General features: G+C 67.4%; 16 protein-coding genes. 4 read left to right on the plus strand and 12 right to left on the minus strand.

The annotated features are described in order from the left end of the window. The 3 genes from E3D03_RS18530 to E3D03_RS18540 form a co-directional block, all read right to left on the minus strand. On the minus strand, positions 1-1698 hold a 1698-nt coding region (locus E3D03_RS18530), incomplete at its 3' end, for an LPD7 domain-containing protein (RefSeq protein ID WP_318013773.1). Beyond that, on the minus strand, positions 1698-2078 hold the full coding sequence (locus E3D03_RS18535; protein ID WP_263568175.1) for a MobC family plasmid mobilization relaxosome protein: 381 nt from the start codon (positions 2076-2078) through the stop codon (positions 1698-1700). The genes E3D03_RS18530 and E3D03_RS18535, both read right to left, overlap by 1 nt. Positions 2079-2576: 498 nt before the next feature. Continuing rightward, positions 2577-3461 (minus strand): hypothetical protein, encoded by an 885-nt coding sequence (locus tag E3D03_RS18540; RefSeq protein ID WP_263568176.1) that lies wholly within the window; start codon positions 3459-3461, stop codon positions 2577-2579. A gap of 133 nt (positions 3462-3594) precedes the next feature. Here E3D03_RS18540 and E3D03_RS18545 point away from each other — a divergent pair, with 133 nt between their 5' ends. Next, positions 3595-4158 carry a metallophosphoesterase gene (locus E3D03_RS18545; protein WP_263568177.1) on the plus strand — a complete coding sequence of 188 codons (564 nt, stop codon included), beginning with the start codon at positions 3595-3597 and terminating at the stop codon, positions 4156-4158. Next, entirely contained in the window at positions 4155-5177 is a 1023-nt protein-coding gene (locus E3D03_RS18550) for a helix-turn-helix transcriptional regulator (protein ID WP_263568178.1), read from the plus strand. Before E3D03_RS18545 ends, E3D03_RS18550 begins: the two co-directional genes overlap by 4 nt. Here E3D03_RS18550 and E3D03_RS18555 read toward each other — a convergent pair. The 3 genes from E3D03_RS18555 to E3D03_RS18565 form a co-directional block, all read right to left on the minus strand. Then, the gene (locus E3D03_RS18555; RefSeq protein WP_263568179.1) at positions 5150-5779 is read right to left on the minus strand and encodes a hypothetical protein; all 630 of its coding nucleotides are present in this window, start codon (positions 5777-5779) and stop codon (positions 5150-5152) included. The two genes, E3D03_RS18550 and E3D03_RS18555, sit on opposite strands and share 28 nt — an antisense overlap. A 13-nt stretch (positions 5780-5792) precedes the next feature. Continuing rightward, the gene (locus tag E3D03_RS18560; protein WP_263568180.1) at positions 5793-6515 is read right to left on the minus strand and encodes a hypothetical protein; all 723 of its coding nucleotides are present in this window, start codon (positions 6513-6515) and stop codon (positions 5793-5795) included. A gap of 240 nt (positions 6516-6755) precedes the next feature. Next, on the minus strand, positions 6756-6953 hold the full coding sequence (locus E3D03_RS18565; protein ID WP_263568181.1) for a hypothetical protein: 198 nt from the start codon (positions 6951-6953) through the stop codon (positions 6756-6758). A gap of 206 nt (positions 6954-7159) precedes the next feature. Between E3D03_RS18565 and E3D03_RS18570 the strand changes: the two genes are divergently transcribed. Next, complete coding sequence (locus E3D03_RS18570) at positions 7160-7465, plus strand: hypothetical protein (protein ID WP_263568182.1); 306 nt, start codon at positions 7160-7162, stop codon at positions 7463-7465. Between the two features lie 207 nt (positions 7466-7672). On the opposite strand, the gene E3D03_RS18575 is transcribed toward E3D03_RS18570, so the two are convergent. The 3 genes from E3D03_RS18575 to E3D03_RS18585 all read right to left on the minus strand — a co-directional run bounded on the left by E3D03_RS18575 (position 7673) and on the right by E3D03_RS18585 (position 11646). Continuing rightward, on the minus strand, positions 7673-9742 hold the full coding sequence (locus tag E3D03_RS18575; protein ID WP_263568183.1) for an AAA family ATPase: 2070 nt from the start codon (positions 9740-9742) through the stop codon (positions 7673-7675). 126 nt (positions 9743-9868) lie between these two features. Then, positions 9869-10645: a GIY-YIG nuclease family protein gene (locus tag E3D03_RS18580; RefSeq protein WP_263568184.1), complete on the minus strand. Its 777-nt coding sequence runs from the start codon at positions 10643-10645 to the stop codon at positions 9869-9871. 365 nt (positions 10646-11010) lie between these two features. Continuing rightward, positions 11011-11646, minus strand: coding sequence for a hypothetical protein (locus E3D03_RS18585; RefSeq protein ID WP_263568185.1), 636 nt, complete (start codon positions 11644-11646; stop codon positions 11011-11013). Between the two features lie 119 nt (positions 11647-11765). Between E3D03_RS18585 and E3D03_RS18590 the strand changes: the two genes are divergently transcribed. After that, positions 11766-11933: a ribbon-helix-helix protein, CopG family gene (locus E3D03_RS18590; RefSeq protein ID WP_146113009.1), complete on the plus strand. Its 168-nt coding sequence runs from the start codon at positions 11766-11768 to the stop codon at positions 11931-11933. A 37-nt stretch (positions 11934-11970) separates the two neighbouring features. On the opposite strand, the gene E3D03_RS18595 is transcribed toward E3D03_RS18590, so the two are convergent. The 3 genes from E3D03_RS18595 to E3D03_RS18605 all read right to left on the minus strand — a co-directional run bounded on the left by E3D03_RS18595 (position 11971) and on the right by E3D03_RS18605 (position 16079). Further along, positions 11971-12531: a thermonuclease family protein gene (locus E3D03_RS18595; RefSeq protein WP_263568186.1), complete on the minus strand. Its 561-nt coding sequence runs from the start codon at positions 12529-12531 to the stop codon at positions 11971-11973. A 397-nt stretch (positions 12532-12928) separates the two neighbouring features. Further along, positions 12929-14995, minus strand: coding sequence for a TRAP transporter permease (locus tag E3D03_RS18600; RefSeq protein ID WP_263568187.1), 2067 nt, complete (start codon positions 14993-14995; stop codon positions 12929-12931). 82 nt (positions 14996-15077) lie between these two features. Beyond that, entirely contained in the window at positions 15078-16079 is a 1002-nt protein-coding gene (locus E3D03_RS18605; RefSeq protein ID WP_105291506.1) for a TAXI family TRAP transporter solute-binding subunit, read from the minus strand. Positions 16080-16531: the final 452 nt, after the last annotated feature.

Raw genomic sequence — 16531 nt, forward strand, 5'->3', positions numbered from 1 at the left:
ATCGGCATCGGCATCGGCATCGGCATCGGCATCGGCATCGTGTTTGCCGGATAACATGGCCAACGTGCTCGAGATGAGCGTGTCGCGGTCCATAGGCTCCTCGAACCACGGGGTTGCCGGATTGCCCTTTCTGCCGGGTACGGCATCGCGAGCATCCGGAGTTTGTGCGCGCTCCGAATCTCCCGGTGTCCCGGCGCCGCCCTCCAGAACCTCCGCCTGACCCCGCGCCGCGCGCAGCCGCGCGAGTTCATCCTGCACGATCCTGTCCATCCCTGCATCCCGGCCGGCGATCTCGAGACCTTCCGCGAAGGCCACGCGCGTCACCTCGCGCAGGAAGGCGGCGTCGCCCCGCGCCGAGATGCCGGACCACCGCTTCAGCCGCGCCTGGGCGATGATCAGGCGAATGGTGTCGTGACTGCGGCTTTGGGGCTTCAGCCGATCCTCAAGATCCTCGATCGAGGATCCGTCCTGCAGCCACATCCGGCCCGTGCGATAATCGACAAAGCGCAGCTTGGCGATCAGGTCCTCGGGCAGGCGGGTCTCGTCGAAACTCGGACGCCGGGCCTTGGCGCGGATGCCAGTCGGACTGTCCGGCGCGGGCGGCGCCCAGGCGCAGGTCAGGCCTTCGATGTCAACTGGCGCTTCGGGCTCGGGCTCCGGAGCCTGCTCCGGCCAGCCGAGCCGGTCGCGATGATGCGCGGCGCGCAGCGCGCTCAGCCGTGCGAGCTCATCGGCCGCGCCGCGCATGTCGCGCCGCTGCGGCGCTAGGCCGCCGGCAGTCCAGCCGCACTCGTCCAGCCAGGCCGGCGAGGTGAAGCGCTGATCGAAGAGATCGCCGCGCAGCCGGATCGCCCTGGCGTATCGCTCGGGCGCGTCCGGCGGGTCGCTGCGGTCGCGGGACAGCAGGCATTCGACCGAGATGTAATCACGGCCTTTGCGCTTGATGCGGTGGCCTTGTCCCTCCAGCCAGGTCAGGACATCGTCGCGGCTGGCGATGCGGCCCAGGTCGATCTGGTTGCCGATCTCGATGGCCAGCTCCTGGCGGATGTCGAATGTCGGGTTGCCCTCGATATCGCGCGCCGGGGTGCTGATGACCGAGCCGGGCAGCTTCAGGTCGCGGTGGCGCTCGGGGGCCTGCGGGTCGGCCCAGCCATGGCGATGGTTCCAGCTGTCGCGGAAGGCCTCCCACATCGCGATGCCGATCTTTTCCGGCGGCTTGGGGTTGATCGCCGTGAGCCGGCCTCGGCTGTCCATCACCGCGCGGGCAAACAGGAAGTTCAGCTCCAGCCGCCGCTTGTCGGTATGCGCGACCCAGAGCACCTCGGGGCGACGGTCCTCGGGGATGCCGGCAAAGGCCAGGTCCTCGAAATCGCGCATCAGCGCCTCGGTCATGCCGCGCAGGGCCGGATCGCCCTGGGTCCAGGCCGCGATGTCGATGTCGCCCGTGTCGAAGGCGATCACACCCGAGGCATAACGGTGCTGGAAGGGCAGGGCGGCGCAGGTCCGGCTGACCAGCCAGGCCTCGCCCGAGATGTGGATCGGCTTGGTGGCGCGGGGCGTCGGGACCTTGGGGCCGCCGGCGGCCCTGGGCTTCAGCACCACCTTGCCGAGCAGATAGGCGATGGCGCGGCGGGCATCGGGATCGGCCTCCTGGCCCTTGCGGGCGGCGCCGGTGTGCTTGAGGAACTTGATCAGCATCAGCGCGCCTCCAGCCGGGCTGGTGCGGCGAAGATCCGGCGCAGGTCAGCGCGGCACTCCGCCACCGCAGCGGCCAGGCGGGCGGCATCGGCATCGCCGCGCCGGCTGTTGGCATGGCGGGCGAGCTGGTTGAGATTGTTGCCGATGCGGGCCAGCTGCGCGTTGGTCTGCTGGCGCGCGGCCCGATCCGTGGCAGTGGCGACGGCGGCGTCCTCGATCAGCGCGCGGATCAGCGCGCCCTCGGACAGGCCTGCTGCCTTTGCCCTTTGGGTCAGAATGGCGCGGGTCGCAGGCGGCAGGCGCACGCCGAACTTCGGGCTGGTGCCCTGGCCCTTAGGGGCATTCCTGCGCCTGGTATCTTTGGCATCGGATTGGGTCATGGAAGGTCTCCTTCCGCCCCGAGCATCGCCAATCGCCTGTAAATACCAAGACATAGTTGCTGCGCGAGATCGGCCAGATCGGCAGCGCAGCCAGCGCCGGAGCCCCCCCGGATCAGCCTTTCCGTGCCGTGGCGCGGACCAGAGGGTTCGAAGGGAGAGCATCTCCCTCGCAAGGGTTCGGAGGGCCGCAAACATCGTTTGTGGGCACACCGAGGAGCCTTGCTAAGGGGCGAGGACGAGTCGCGAATCAGAGCCAGGAAACTTGAAGCGCCAGATTCCACGGGAATCACATGCGGGCCGGGTGGAACTGGGCGCGGTCGCAGCGGTCCCAACCACGGCGCGGGGCAGGTGGTCATCCAGCCGATACATGATGGTCGAGGCATTCGCCCAGATCGACAAGGAGGAGATCGACCCCATCCTCAGCATCACCACAAAGGCCGCCTGATCATGACCTCAGGCTATCCCGGCAATTACACCACCTTGACGGACGCGCCCCCATCAATCCAGGTCGAACCAGTTATCCATCCCTGGGCTCTCTTCGTCCTCGAATTCCTCGGGAAGCGCTATTTGCGCCGGCAGGATGTCTGTCAGGCGGATCTCACAGCGTCGGCTGACCAGCACCCCGGCCGCGCGGCACCAGTCGGCCAGATCGGCGCCATGGCCCGACACGCTGGCCACGTTGTCGGGGCCTTTCAACTCGACCAGCCGGCGCGGGTCGTTCTTGATGGCCAATACGGCGACTAGGTCGTTGGCTGAGCGCAGGGCCCAGATCTCTTCCTCGCCTGTCTGGATACCGAGATGCCGCTTCATCGGCGAGGCCAGGCAGTTGCGAGCCTCGCTTCCAAGACTCAGGACCTCGCGGATCGTCGTGCACCGTGTTCCCGTCAGCCCTCCTGCTTTAATCGTCTCGGGTATACAGATCGGCTTGTGCCGATTTGTCCTGAGCAGGGCATTTCTGGCGCGTTCGGGAAAGGCCCTGACCAGCGCAACGACGGGCGCGACCCTGCCGACCTTCGGGCGCCCGGCATGAGGAAGTGACCTCAGCAATGACGCAGCTTGACGACCAAGGGGATGGTCAGGATCATCGGCCACCGCTGCAACCTCGGCCAGGTGATCGACCATCTGGCCCACGTTCAGTCTTGTTTGGCGCAAATGACGCTTTTCCAGCCGGTGAAGCAATTTCCCTTCTGCAACACGCTCGTGCATCCATTCGGGATCGCTGCCGGATGGATGAACGCGAATGGCATGGCTGCAATCAAGAAGGTGCCTTCGCAGGAAACGTCTTGCGTTTGGCTGCCACGGCGCCAGGACGGGATCGGCCTCTGCCAGTTCCTCGTCGATCAGAGCGTGAAAGTCAGAGATGTTGACAAGGTTGAGCGTCATGAGAATCCAGTCGTTGTGATCGATGAGGTTACTCTAGCGACCGGATACGTCATTATGGGACGTGCCGGGCCTGCCTTGCCCTTGCCCCTGGCAAAAGCGGTCCCATAATTGCTGGGCGACGCTGGAGGAGCGCATGGCGCACTATCTCACTGCCGATACCCATTTCGCCGATGATCCGGTCCGGCGCTTCTTTGCGCGTCCCTTTCCTTCGACGGCTGCAATGGATGCTGCGATGATCGCGCGCGCCGCGCATATTGCCGGCGAGGACGACCTGTGGATCCTCGGCGACTTTGCCGCCTGCGAGACCGAAGCAGGCCGTGCTGCTGCCTGTGCCGCCTTCGCGGCGCTGCCTGGCCGCAAGCACCTGATCCGCGGCAACCATGACCCGGACTGGCTTGCATCGGCTTGCCCCTGGGCCTCGGTGCATGATCTTTACGAACTGGACACGGGCCGTCAGCGTCTTGTCTTGTGCCACTATCCTTTGTTGACATGGAACGGTGTGCGGACGGGGACGATCAATGCCTTCGGCCACGTCCATACTCGGTGGCGTGGGGCACGGGGCCAGGTGAACGTTGGCGTGGACCAGTGGAGTTTCACGCCAGTCACGCCCGATGAGGCAGAATTGGCGGCCCTGTCCATGCCGGCCCCGCCAGTGTCGAACCTCGTCGACGGCATGGCCGCCGAGGAGGACTGGTGACAGACGCGCGCTATGCCAAACTGGAGTCGCTGTTGCGGATCATCCTGCGAATGGAGGCCAGGCGAGACGGGATCTCGCTTACCGACATCCAGGACATCGCAGGGATCGAACGCCGCGCGGCCGAGCGAATGCGTGATGCGTTGCTGCGCGCCCTGCCGCAGATGGAAGAGGGCGACCAAGGTCCGCCCAAGCGATGGGTTCTGACGTCATCCGTATTGTCGCGCACGCTGGCTCCCACGCTCGATGACCTGACCGCGCTGCACAGGGCCGAGGTCTTGCTGAGACGCGAGGGCGACCTTCCGACCGCAGATCGCATGTCGGCACTGGCAGACCGATTGCAGGCGGCAATGAGCCCGCAATCCCGCACCCGCCTTGCGCCGGACATGGAGGCCCTGCTTCAGGCCGATGGTGTCGCCTTGCGTCCCGGCCCGCGCGAGACGCTGTCCGAGCCGGTGCTGTCTGCCCTGCGCCAGGCGATCCTGGCCGGGGTATGGATCGAGTGCGACTATCTCAATGCCGGATCGGGCAAGCTGTCCCGCAGCATCGAGCTTGGTCCCATCGCCCTGCTGATGGGATCGGGCCGGCAATATCTGCTCGCCTACAGCGATTATGTTGACGACCTGCGGCTGTTCCGGTTGGCAAACCTGCACAGGGTCGAACTGCTGGATACCATCTTTACGCCACCCGAGGACCTCGATCTGTCGGATTGGCTGTCCGGTTCCTTTGGCGTCTGGCGCGAGGAGCCGATGATGGTCGAATGGCGTTTCCTGCCCGAGGCTGCGCCCGAGGCGCGGCTCTGGCAGTTCCACCCGACCCAGACGGTGACCGACGAGCCCGATGGCAGCCTGACCGTCCGCTTTACTGCCGGCGGCATCGAGGAGATGTGCGACCACCTTTTCCGATGGGGCGATCGGGTGCGGATCATCGCACCCGAAGCCCTGCGGGTCGCCTGGCGCGACAGGATCGAGGCCGCCCGCCAAGCCCTGCGCGATCAGGACGCCTCGGCCGACAGTTCCTGATGCTGGGGCGGCAGGCAAAGCTTGTCCTTGATGGGTCCGAGCACAGCCTCGCTGGCGTCACCGCCGATGAGCCGGGCAAGGGGGTTCGCGACAAGACGCTGCACGTCGGCCTCGCTCTTGAGCGCGTCAAGCGGGACGGCATAGAACCAGTCCCCGCACCGCTCTCCGATCCACCGGAAGCCATCGCTGCTGTAACGCTCGGGAGCCTCATCGTCAGTCATGTCTTCGGCTTCACCACCGGCATTCGGAAAGCTGGTGCCAAAAGCGAAATGGTCTGTTTCGCTGGACGCGACCAATAGCTTCGCCCGTTGACCGTGGTTCCATTCGAGTTCCGATGCATCGCTGGTCAGTTGGAACCCGATAGATATGCAGCGCGTGATCTTTGCGTTGGATTTTTTGTGTCTCTTTAGGCTGAAGTTGCGAACGAACATCGGTTCGATCCAGTCATCATGTTCGCCCTGCGCACCCCAACCGTCGTCCGAAACATGATTGCCTTGGAACGTCTCCATGATGGAACGCCCGACCACGTCGCCAAGCGCCTCCAGGCTGTTCACCGTGTCAAGAATGTTGCGGGCCGATTGCCATATTATCTTGTCGCTCATCACGTTGCCTTTGTCAGTTGGGAAGGTCTTCGCCGGATGGAAACGTCCAGGCTGTGGCAGGTACAGGAACCAGATCCAGAGGACGTATTGCGTGGAATTTCAGGTGACCGGGCTCAACCGGCACCAGGTCGGGCCATCCCGTCATGGTTCGGGCCTTGGGGGTGTTGGTCAGGAACTGGTGCACCTGCTGTGCCCAAGCCGCCAGGGCGTCCGTCGACTCCAGTTGCAGTTTCCACATGTCGCGGGCCACCTCTTGCCAGGTGCGCTGCCTGATCGGCACGACTGCCCCGGTGCATTCGGCAACCTGCGCTGCATGATGCCGCTCAAATCCCAGGATGGTCAGGCTCTTCACCTTTCGCGGTCCAGAACCCAGCAGATCGCGGTCCTTGTGGCAGTCCCACGTCCCAACAGCGTCGAGCTGCCGCTCAAGCTGGCGGATGCCTAGGTGCGCCCCCCACTTGACCTCGACGATGTGGCATTCCTGTCCGTCAACGATCACGAGGTCAGGCTCGACTCTCTGGCTTCCATGGTAAAACTTGGGCCACATCGTCATTCTGCTGGCAGGTCCCAGTTCGAGTCCCAGCAGCGCTTTCAGCGCTTCGGCACGCGATACATCCGTCATGAATTCGAGCGAGCCGAACAGCGTGGATGTGATCAGGTCCTCGCGCGGCTGCTTGGCGACGCCCTTGATGATGCGGTCGAGCCGAGCTTTCTTGTTGTTCAATGCATGCAGCATCTGACGTCCTTTTCAGTCTGCTTGTAGCTTTGCCAGCTTGAAGCGTCAGAACAGGACGTACCATGAGGAAATTCAACTTTCCAAGTCTATGTTTCTGCTTCGCCAGATTCATGCTATCGAGCCGCAACAGACCGTAGCGCGACTTCGCTTCGTTCTGCCATGGCGATGACAGTGGATATGATCGCTTTGGCCATGGCCTCGGGTGATGAGGGGAGGCCCTTTCTTCACCCCTGTCAATCATCAAGCCAATCCGCTGATCTCGATCACACTTTTCCCACCACCCTGTTTGCGCACATTGATCCGGGTGGTGATGCGATCCTTCATCGCCTCCACATGGCTGATAACGCCAACCTGCCGACCTTGAGATTGCAGGGTTTCCAGCGCGTCGATGGCCAGATCCAGACTGGTTGCGTCGAGCGAGCCAAAGCCCTCGTCCATGAACAGGGTTGAGGCCAGGCGCCTTTGCCGCCCATCCGCGACAGGGCAAGTGCAAGGGCTAGTGAGACCAGGAAACGCTCGCCCCCAGAAAGACTCCGGGTGGCGCGCGGCTCGTCACCCATGTCACGATCCTCGACCTGAAGCGCCAGATCGGCTGCTCGGCGCAGACGGTAACGGGGATTCAGATCGGCCAGATGATGATTGGCGTGACCGACCAAGACATCCAGCGTGATGGATTGCGCGATGCGGGTGAAACGGTCGCCATTGCGCGATCCGGCGGCAAGGTTGACTGCGGCCCAGACATCCAGTTCCGTGCGGGCGGTGGCGATCCTGGCCTCAAGCCCGGCGAGGCCCGCACGGGTCTGTGCATCGTGCTGGAACTCCGCCGCAATCGCTCCTATGCGCTGCGAGCGCGTTGTCGCAAGGCCCTCCAACTCGGCCGAGAGTCTCAGGCGGATCTTCGGGCAGGCCGTCGGCGAGCGCCGCAGTATGGTCTTGCCGACGGGATATGAGGGTGGCGCGGGCCGAGGTGAGGGCATCATCGAGTGCGCGCAACTTCCGGCGCAGGGCATCAACCGCATCCGGCGGCACGGCGATGAGGTCGCGCCGGGTGGTGGCTTGCGGCATGACGGGGGCTCCGGCGCTTTTGGTGGACTGCGATGGCTGCGGTTCGGCGGCGGCGATGGCGGCAGGGCGCAGGGGTTCGGAGGCGCGGCGGTTCAGTCGGGCGGCGGCGTTGGCTGTTCGATGTCCAGCATCGCTTGCGCGGCGACCTCCAGATCAAGGCGCCCGAGCCAGGGGGTAAGGTCGTCGTCGGAAAGCTCGCGCCGGCTCACCAGGGCGGCGGCCATGTCCTCGAGCAGCGCGCGATGCGGGGCCAGCAGGGCGGCGGCGCGGGCCTCGGCGGCCTCGAGGTGGCGCCGGATCCGGGCGCGCAGATCGGGGTCGCGCCAGGCTGCCGCGTTGTCGCCAAACCAGAGCGGCCCCTCGGCGCCGAGGCCGTAGCGGGTCTCGAGATCGAGCGCGACGCGCGTGGCCAGCGCCAGGTCGGAGTCCGGCGGGCCGCCGGCGCCGGCGGAGACAGCGCCCAGCACCAGCCGCTCGGCGGCGCGGCCGGCCATCAGTTCGGCCAGCAGGTCGGTGTGGTCGGCGATGAGCCCGGCCTGCGGGCGGCGCGCGATCCGGGTCGTGCCGCCGCTGCCCGCAAGCGCCAGGCGCTGCACCGTGCCGCGCCCGAGCGCGGTGGTGACGAGGGCATGGCCGCATTCGTGCAGGGCGACGCGGCGGTCGATCGCCGGATCGCGCCCGGCGCCGAGCCGGGCCATGAGGCCGGCCGCGTCGAGCGCGACCCCGGCCCGGCGCGCCGCGCCCCGCGCCGCCCGCAGTTCGGCGTCGCATTCGGCAAGGCTCAGGCCGACGCAATGCCGGGCGAGCGCGGCGAGGTCCGCCTCGGGCAGCGCCAGGTGGCGGCGCAGCACGCCCGCGAGCGTGGCGGCATCGGGCAGCGGCACCTCGACCCTGAGGTCGAAGCGGCCCGGGCGCAGCACCGCCGGGTCGATCAGGTCGATGTGGTTGCAGGTGGCGACGACGATGACGCCGGGCGCGCGGGCGATCTCGTCCATCAGCGCGAGGAAGGCGTTGATGACCTGCACGCGGTAGTTCTGGTTCGAGCCCGCGTTGTCTTCGCGGTTGCCCACGGCGTCGAGCTCGTCGAGGATCAGGACGGCCGGCGCGCGGGCGCGGGCCTCGGCGAAGGTGCGGCGCATGGCCTTGAGCATCTCGCCCAGATGCCCCGCCGCCTGCCATTCGCCGAAGCTGCCGGTGATCGCGCTGACGCCCGCCGAGGTCGCCATGGCCTGGGCGAGCCAGGACTTGCCGGTGCCGGGCGGGCCGTAAAAGAGCGCGCTGCGGGTGATCTCGGACCAGTCGAGGCGCCCGGCGCGCCAGAGCCGCAGATCCTCGACCAGGTGCCGCGCGGCCTGCAGCGCCGGGCTGTCGCCGGTGAGGCTGTCGAGGGTGGGCGGCGCGGCGGCGTCGCCCGGCGCAGGGCTGTGGGTCGCGGCGAGGCGTTCGGCGAGTTCGGCGAGGGTCGGCGCGCGCAGGGCCAGCAGCACATCGGTGCTGTCGAGGTGGAGCCCGGTGTCGAAGGCCTGGCGCAGCAGGGCCCGATCGGTCGCCGCGTTTTGGCGGGGCAGGCGCTGCAGGGCCTCGAGGAGCGCCCAGACCAGTTCGGCGCCGATCGGCGCGAACTCGTGGATGACCGCATGCCGACCGGGCCGCGCGTCGGGCAGCGCGGCGCCCTCGGCAAGCAGGATCAGCAGCGGCGCGGCGCTGTCGAGGCCTGCGATCAGCGGGTGCTGCAGCGCGTCACCGCGCCCGGGCGCGGGGGCCGTGATCAGGTGCAGCGTGGTGGCGCCGGGGTGCTCCCGTGGGGCGCCGTCGTCCGGCTTCAGCTCGCGGATCCGCCAGGCGCCGGGCAGCAGGGAGGGCAGCACATGGCGCAGCAGAGCGATGTCCTCGGCCGGGATCCCGCGCAGCAGGGTCAGCGCGCCGGGTCGCAGGGCAGCGGTGACGGCGGCCTGGCCGCCGAGGCCCGCGGCCAGGCGCAGCGCCGTCAGCAGGGTGCGGGGCGTCAGCGCCGCGGGCGCGCTGGCCAGGCCGAGGTCGGCGGCAAGATCGGGATCGGGCAGCGCCTCGCCGGTGGGTTCGCGCAGGCGGTGCAGCAGCGTGCGGGCGAAGGGCAGCCAGGCGGGCGCGGGGCTGGGGCGGGCGGATTTGGGTGCGGTCATGCAGGATCTCCAGAGGCCGGGGCGCGGCGCGGCAGGGCGCGCGGCACGCAGAGGCGTGTCGTCGTGGATGGGTGGAACGGCTTGTTCGCGTGGGAACACCGCCGAGGCGGCGGCGCGGCGATGTGGTCAGGACAGCCCGGCGCCGGCGTCGGCGTCGGCGTCGGCCGCGACGCGGTCGAGCGCCGCCTCGATCACCGGACGCAGCGCCGGACGATAGATCTCGCGGGTGACGTTGATGCCGTCGGCGAACTCCGCCCTCGGCACCACCGCATCGGGGTGGGCGCGCCGCAGCTGGCGGTGCAGCGCGATCTCGCAGGCGCAGGCCGCGTGGCCCGAAGCCATGGCCACGACCCGCAGCACGGCGACGCCTGCCTCCGGCGGCAGGCCCAGCTGGTGGCGGTGGCGCTTGACCGGATGGGCGCTGTAGCCGAGCTTCAGGTAATCCCGCGCCGGGCGGGGGCCGCGGGCCGGCAGGCGGATCTCGAAGAGATAGAGAAAGCTCGGCCTGGCGCTCCAGCTCTGGCCGCAGCCGGCGCAGTCGCATTGGTCCCAGAGCATGTTGGCCTGGGCCACGCGCTGCACATGGCCGCAGCGGTGCCGATAAAGCCTGTAATTCGGCCGCCCCGACGGGCAGGGCCCGAGGCGCTGCCAGCCGAAGCGCCGGGCCTCGGCCGCCTCGCGCGCGGCGTGGCAGGTCTCGCAACGCAGCCCGGTCTCGCCGCGCGCGACCCGCGCGATCAGGTCGAACTGCCGGCGCAGGATGTGGCCGCAGGGGGCGCGGAACTGGCCGTAGGCGGTATGGTCCGGATCGGGGCCGAGGAAGGCGACGCCTGCCTCCGCCGCCAGCGCGGCGCGCCGCGCGGCCAGGCAATGCGGGCAGAGCGGCTGGCCGCGCATCAGCACGAAGAGCTTGGCGGGGAAGTCGCGCCGGCAGGTCCGGCAGCGCAGCAGCAGGTGATAACGGTCATGGACGCGGGCGAGGATGCGAAAGCCCTTGGCGGCGGCGGTCGCCTGCCAGTGCGGCCGGATCGGGGCGGGAAAGCGGGGGCAGGGCCGTGGAGCGCGCCGGCGCGGCGCCGGGGGTGGTGGAAAAACACATGAGAAGATCCTTCCCTGGTCAGAGGGTGCATGAGGTCGCGCCTGCGGGCGGCGTGGCCCGGGGCGGCGGCAGGATCCGGGAAGGGTGATGGGTCAGGCGCGGTGTCTGGCGATCACGCGCGGGGAACGGCGCGGCCCTTCGGGGGAGAAAGGGCGGCGGAAAGCGCCGGTCAGGCGGCCGCGGCGCCGGGCAGGTCGCGGGGCGTCGGGGAGGGCTTGCGCGCCATGTCGGCGGCGCGGGGGAGGCCGGTGGGCAAGGTCTGGCGCGGCGCGCTGTCCTGCGCGCCGATCACGGCGGCGGGCGCAAGATCGACGCCGGCGCTATCATCCACCTCCGGCGCATAATCCGGCAGCGCCGCGACCGCGGCCAACTGTGCGCGGGCCTCGGCCAGCATCCGGTCGACATGCCGATCGACCGGGCCGCTGCCGGGGCAGCGCAGCACGGCGCCGAAGGCGGCGATCAGCCCATGGGCCTGGGCGAACTCGGCCTCGTCGGTCGCGAGCAGCATGACCCGCGCGATCCGCGCCAGCTGGCGCAGCGGCCGGTCCTGGGCCCGCACGGGCCCGGTCGCGCAGACCGCGTCGAGCGCGGCCGCCAGCGCCGTCCGCGCCGCCTCGGCATCCCGCAGCCAGTGGTCGCAGGCCGGATCCCAGGCGCCGGACTGCGTCAGATCGCGCTCGGCGTCGAGATAGAGCGCCAGCGCGGCTTGCATGAACGCAAAGCGCTGCGTCATCGGTGTGGGGGTAAACGGCAGGGCAGGCGCTTCCGTCGCGTGGCCCGGGCTGATAGAAAGGCAAGTAGTCATGGTCGATCTCCTAAGGGTTGACCGTGATTAGGCCGGGACTTGGGCTGCAACCCTTGTCTCGGACGTTTCAATATGGCACATCGGTATCATGGTGTCAATATCGAGCGAGAGGAATCTGCGTGGCCCCACCTAAAAAGGATACCGAGGCTATCAATCTTCGCCTCCCACGCGAACTGATCGAGGCCATCGACGACCGTCGTCGCGTTGAGCCAGACCTGCCCACTCGCCCGGAAATGATCCGCCGTGCGCTGGTGCAATGGCTGGAGATGACGGGCAGCAAAAGCTGAGCCGCGCGGTTCCCACGGGCCTCGGAAAGCGCTGTCCTCAGCACAGACTCTCGCAGGGGATGCCGTCGTTGTCGCGGTCGAGCTTGCCGCCCCAGGCACAGTTTTGCAGATACCAGTTGGCCTCTTCGCAGCTGCCGATTGCCGGGCAGGTCTTGCGTGGGCTGCAGGACCAGTCGCGACCGGCCAATTCAAGGAGCCGCGGCAGCGGTGCCGGGGTCGGCGCGCCGCTCCGCTCGGCCCGCCAGTCCCAGGGCATCTCGAAACGGCCCTGCCAGATCCCGCGCCCGGCGCTGCGGGCGCTGTCCTCGGCATCGACATAGGCCGTCGAATACGTCCGGTAGGCCACAGCCCAGCCCTGGCCGACCATCCAGCGGTTCAGGGTCTCGCCTGCGGCAAAGCAATCCGCGACGACCCGGCCATAACGCTCGGTGCCGGTCGGCCGGCAGCTGACCGACCGGCGGGCGATGCGGTCGGACAGCGCCAGCGCCGCCTGCTGGCCGCAGCGCCAGGTCTTGCCACGGGCGTCCCGGCAAGGCTGCGCGCTTTCGGGCGCGTCGATGCCGTTCAGGCGGATGCCCTTCGTTCCCCATATCGTCACCGACGACAGGCTGGTCACAGGGCAGAATTCAAGCTCGGCCAAAGCCACGGCACGGCAAGTCGTCAAGATGCTGAAGGCGTGAGCGCCAGTTGGGGTGCCGGCCGGCCCTAAACGGACGGTCAGGCCGCGCCCAACCGCTCCCATACCGGCCATTCATGTTTGCTGCAGGAGTGGGGTCGTATCGCAGGCGCCGCACCCTGCGGGGTTCATGCCGACCACCGGGCGGCCCGGTTTGTGGCTGCCGGTGGCGGCGTCAAATGGACATCATGTGTGCCAGTTCGCAGATCTGCCCGCTATTCAGGGCCGGATGTGCGAGATCGTGGTCGCGCCTTGATCAATGATGTTCAGCCAAGACCTGCCCGGGCCTGACCCGCACCGGCTGCTTGACCTCCGCGCGTCATGCAGCTGGCGCTTGTCGCGGACCGGAGCGGTTCGCGAGGTATTGCCTTAGAACAACCAGGCCGAGGATTGCTGCACCGATCACGGTCGAGATGACTTCGGGCGCGATCATCATCAGTGCCGCGATGGGCAGCAACGCTCGCTCGACCAGCAGCAGTGGCCCGAAAAGCCAGTTCGTGATCGCTGCCGACAGGGCCACGATGCCCAGAACCGCGCCGGTAAAGGCCAGCAGGAAATCGGGCAGGGTAAAGGATTGCGTGACCAGCAGGAGCGAAGGCGAGAAAACGAAGACAAAGGGCACCAGCGCCTTGCCCATCGACAGCCGGAAGGCTGTGTTGCCGGCCTTGAAGCCGTTGGCACCGGCGATGCCCGCGCCGGCATAGGCTGCCAGCGCGACTGGCGGCGTCACGTCTGCCAGCACGCCGAAATAGAAGACGAAGAAATGCGCCACCAGGGGCTCCACATTCATCATGCCCAGCACCGGCGCCGCCACGGCGACCATGATGATGTAATTGGCCGTCGTCGGCACGCCGCAGCCCATCAGCACGCAGACCACCGCTGTCATCAGCAGGGTGAACAGCAGCGTCAGCGTCTCGATGCTGAACAGTTCGAACGGCAGCGGGGCCAGCAGCCCGTGCAGCGATGTTGCCCAGTTCGCCGCGACCGAGGTGACCATGAAGGCGATCTTGAAGCCCACGCCGGTCAGGGTGACGATGCCGATCACCACGCCGACCAGCGCCGCCGCCGCCGTCACCGCCAGCGATTGCCGGGCGCCGGCGACGAAGCCTTCATAGATGCCGGTCGCGGCTTCCTTGATGCCTTCCAGCACGCCCGCCGCCATGATCCGCTGGATCAGATAGACCGCCATGCAGGCCGTGATGGCCCAGAAGGCCGACAGGAAGGGGGTGCGGCCCGACATCAGCATCCACACGAGCAGCACCAGCGGAAACACCGACAGCCAGCCCTCGCGCAGGACCTTCCAGGCCTTGGGCAGTTCCTCCTGCCGCAGGCCGCGGATGCCCAGGCGCTTGGCCTCCAGATGCACCTGCACCAGCACGCCGAAGAAATGCATGAAGGCCGGCACGATGGCGGCGATCAGGATGGTGCGCAGCGGGATGCCCAGGTATTCGACCATCAGGAAGGCGACCGCGCCCATCACCGGAGGCGTGATCTGCCCGCCGGTCGAGGAGGCCGCTTCAACCGCCGCCGCGAAATGGCGCTTGAAGCCGATCTTGATCATGGCCGGGATGGTCAGCGCGCCGGTGGTCACCGTATTGGCGATGGACGAACCCGAGATCGTGCCCAGCATGGCCGAGGAAATGACCGAGACCTTGGCCGGCCCGCCGGCAAAGCGCCCCGCCAGCGCGGTCGCCAGGTCGATGAAAAGCTGCCCCAGCCCGATCTTCTGCGCCATGACGCCGAACAGCACGAAATGGAACACATAGGTGGCGATCACGCCAAGCGCGGTGCCGTAGATGCCCTGCGAAGTCAGGTAGAGGTGGTTGACGATGTTGGACCAGTCGGCGCCGGGATGGACCAGGATGCCGGGCATCGACTTGCCGAAATAGGCATAGGCGATGAACAGCCCGGCGATCAGCGGCAGCGGCCAGCCCATGGATCGACGCACGGCCTCCATCAGCACGACCAGCAGGACGGTGCCCATGGCAATGTCGACGGGCAGGGGGTTGCCCACGCGGAACTGCAGCTGGTCATAGATCCACGGCACATAGAAGGCGCTGACCGCGCCGCCCAGGGCCAGCAGCAAGTCGGTCACCGGCACGCCCAGGATGGCGAAGCCGTCCGTCCGGTGGCGGTTCTTCGCCAGGGCCGAGAAGCTGAGGAAGATGACGAACAGCGACACGCCCATGTGCAGCCCGCGATGCGTGGTCGCGCGCGGAATGCCGAAGCCCGCCGTATAGAAGTGATAGCAGGACAGCAGGAACAGGATTACCCCGGTCAGGATGGCGATGGGGCGCGTCACCGTGCGAAAGCGAGCCTCGGGATCGTATTCCTCTTCCAGCGCGCGAAGCTGATCCTCGGAAAGCTGGGAGGTGGTCTGGGTCATGGGAAGTTCCTGCCGTGCAGTTCAAAGGCCAAGGGGTGCGGCCGAAGCTCGGCCGCATCCCTTCGTCGGCTTGCGGGCTTGCTTATTTCAGTTTGCCGGCCTCTTTGTAGAAACGCTCGGCGCCCGGGTGGAAGGGGATACCGGCGCCCAGAGTCGCGTTGTCCAGGGTGATCTGCTTGCCCTTGGCATGGCCGGCGGCGAACAGCTTCTGGGTGTTTTCGTTATAAATGGCCTTGGTGATGCCGTAGATCAGCTCTTCGGGTTGGTCGGCGCTGGTCACAAGCTGCGCCCCGACCGAAAGGGTTGCGGCATCGGCGTCCTGCCCCTCGTAGGTCCCGGCTGGAACGGTGTCGGCGGCAAAAAAGCTGTAGGTCTCGCGCAGCTTGTCGGCCTCGGGGCCGGCGATGGGCACCAGGGTCACGCCATGCTGGCTGGCGAGTTCCGCGATCGCGCCTGCCGGGTAGCCGCCGACAAAGAAGAAGGCGTCCATCGCCCCGTCGCGCATCCTGTCCGCCGCCTGGTCCGGCTTGAGATATTCCGGCGTGATGTCCTTTTCGGACAGGCCGTATGCGTCGAGGATGATCTTGGCATCGACCAGCGTGCCCGAGCCGGGTTCGTCCAGCGACACCCGCTTGCCCTTGAGATCGGCGACCGAGGCGATGCCCGCGTCCTTGCGCGCCACCAGATGGATGCTTTCGGGGTAGAGGTTGGCGATCAGCCGAAGCTTCTCGACGGCGGGCTGGCCTTCCCACAGGCCGGTGCCGGTCTGCGCCCAATAGGCGACGTCGGACTGGCTGAAGCCGGCTTCCATCGCGCCGCCGTTGATCGCATTGACATTGCCCACGGAACCGTTCGAAGCCACCGCCGTCGAAACCAGTCCCGGCACGCCGCACGAACCGCCATCCTCGCAGGCGCGCGAACCTGGTGGGTTGGAAATCGCGTTCGCGATCAACCCGCCGATCGGGTAATAGGTGCCGGCCGTGCCGCCGGTGCCGATGCGGAAGAACGACATCTCTTGCGCCGAAGCGGCTGGCCCAAGCGAGGCGGCGACGGCAATGGCGGCGAGGAATGCCCTGAGTTTCATGTGCAGCTCCGTGTTGTATGGAACAAGGCTAACCAAGGTCATAGCTGCAGGCAACCGCAGGGCGCGGCGAAAATGCAGTTGGCTGAGGTGGTAAAGGCCGCGCCTTGCAGCCGTCGCGCGCATGCTTCGATATCGAGGCCAGAGGGTGCTGATGGCACGATGACCGTGACGGGTGTTTCTTGATCGGCCGCTTTTCCCCAACGCTGACCCTGATCGCTTACGCCCGCCAGGGCAGAGCAATGGCATGTGGAGGAGCGGCGCCCGTTCTTTTGTCGGATCCGCCTTGTCAGGCCGTCGATTTCTTCTTAGCACCCGGCGGAACAGAAAGGCGGACCATGTCTGACAAGGATCTCGAGCTTCGACATCTTGAAACGCTGGACCGCGATCTCGGGCGTTTCGCAAATCTCGAGGCGGCGGCTGCCTATGTCTCGCGGCCCCTGGTGGCGCCCGGC

Source organism: Paracoccus sp. DMF (assembly GCF_004407025.1).
Taxonomy (GTDB): domain Bacteria; phylum Pseudomonadota; class Alphaproteobacteria; order Rhodobacterales; family Rhodobacteraceae; genus Paracoccus; species Paracoccus aminovorans_B.

Coding starts and splice junctions, on each gene's coding strand:
- E3D03_RS18535 (WP_263568175.1), bottom strand. CDS start 2,078: ATGACCCAATCCGATGCCAAAGATACCAGGCGCAGGAATGCCCCTAAG.
- E3D03_RS18565 (WP_263568181.1), bottom strand. CDS start 6,953: ATGGACGAGGGCTTTGGCTCGCTCGACGCAACCAGTCTGGATCTGGCC.
- E3D03_RS18555 (WP_263568179.1), bottom strand. CDS start 5,779: ATGAGCGACAAGATAATATGGCAATCGGCCCGCAACATTCTTGACACG.
- E3D03_RS18600 (WP_263568187.1), bottom strand. CDS start 14,995: ATGACCCAGACCACCTCCCAGCTTTCCGAGGATCAGCTTCGCGCGCTG.
- E3D03_RS18575 (WP_263568183.1), bottom strand. CDS start 9,742: ATGACCGCACCCAAATCCGCCCGCCCCAGCCCCGCGCCCGCCTGGCTG.
- E3D03_RS18545 (WP_263568177.1), top strand. CDS start 3,595: ATGGCGCACTATCTCACTGCCGATACCCATTTCGCCGATGATCCGGTC.
- E3D03_RS18585 (WP_263568185.1), bottom strand. CDS start 11,646: ATGACTACTTGCCTTTCTATCAGCCCGGGCCACGCGACGGAAGCGCCT.
- E3D03_RS18605 (WP_105291506.1), bottom strand. CDS start 16,079: ATGAAACTCAGGGCATTCCTCGCCGCCATTGCCGTCGCCGCCTCGCTT.
- E3D03_RS18540 (WP_263568176.1), bottom strand. CDS start 3,461: ATGACGCTCAACCTTGTCAACATCTCTGACTTTCACGCTCTGATCGAC.
- E3D03_RS18560 (WP_263568180.1), bottom strand. CDS start 6,515: ATGCTGCATGCATTGAACAACAAGAAAGCTCGGCTCGACCGCATCATC.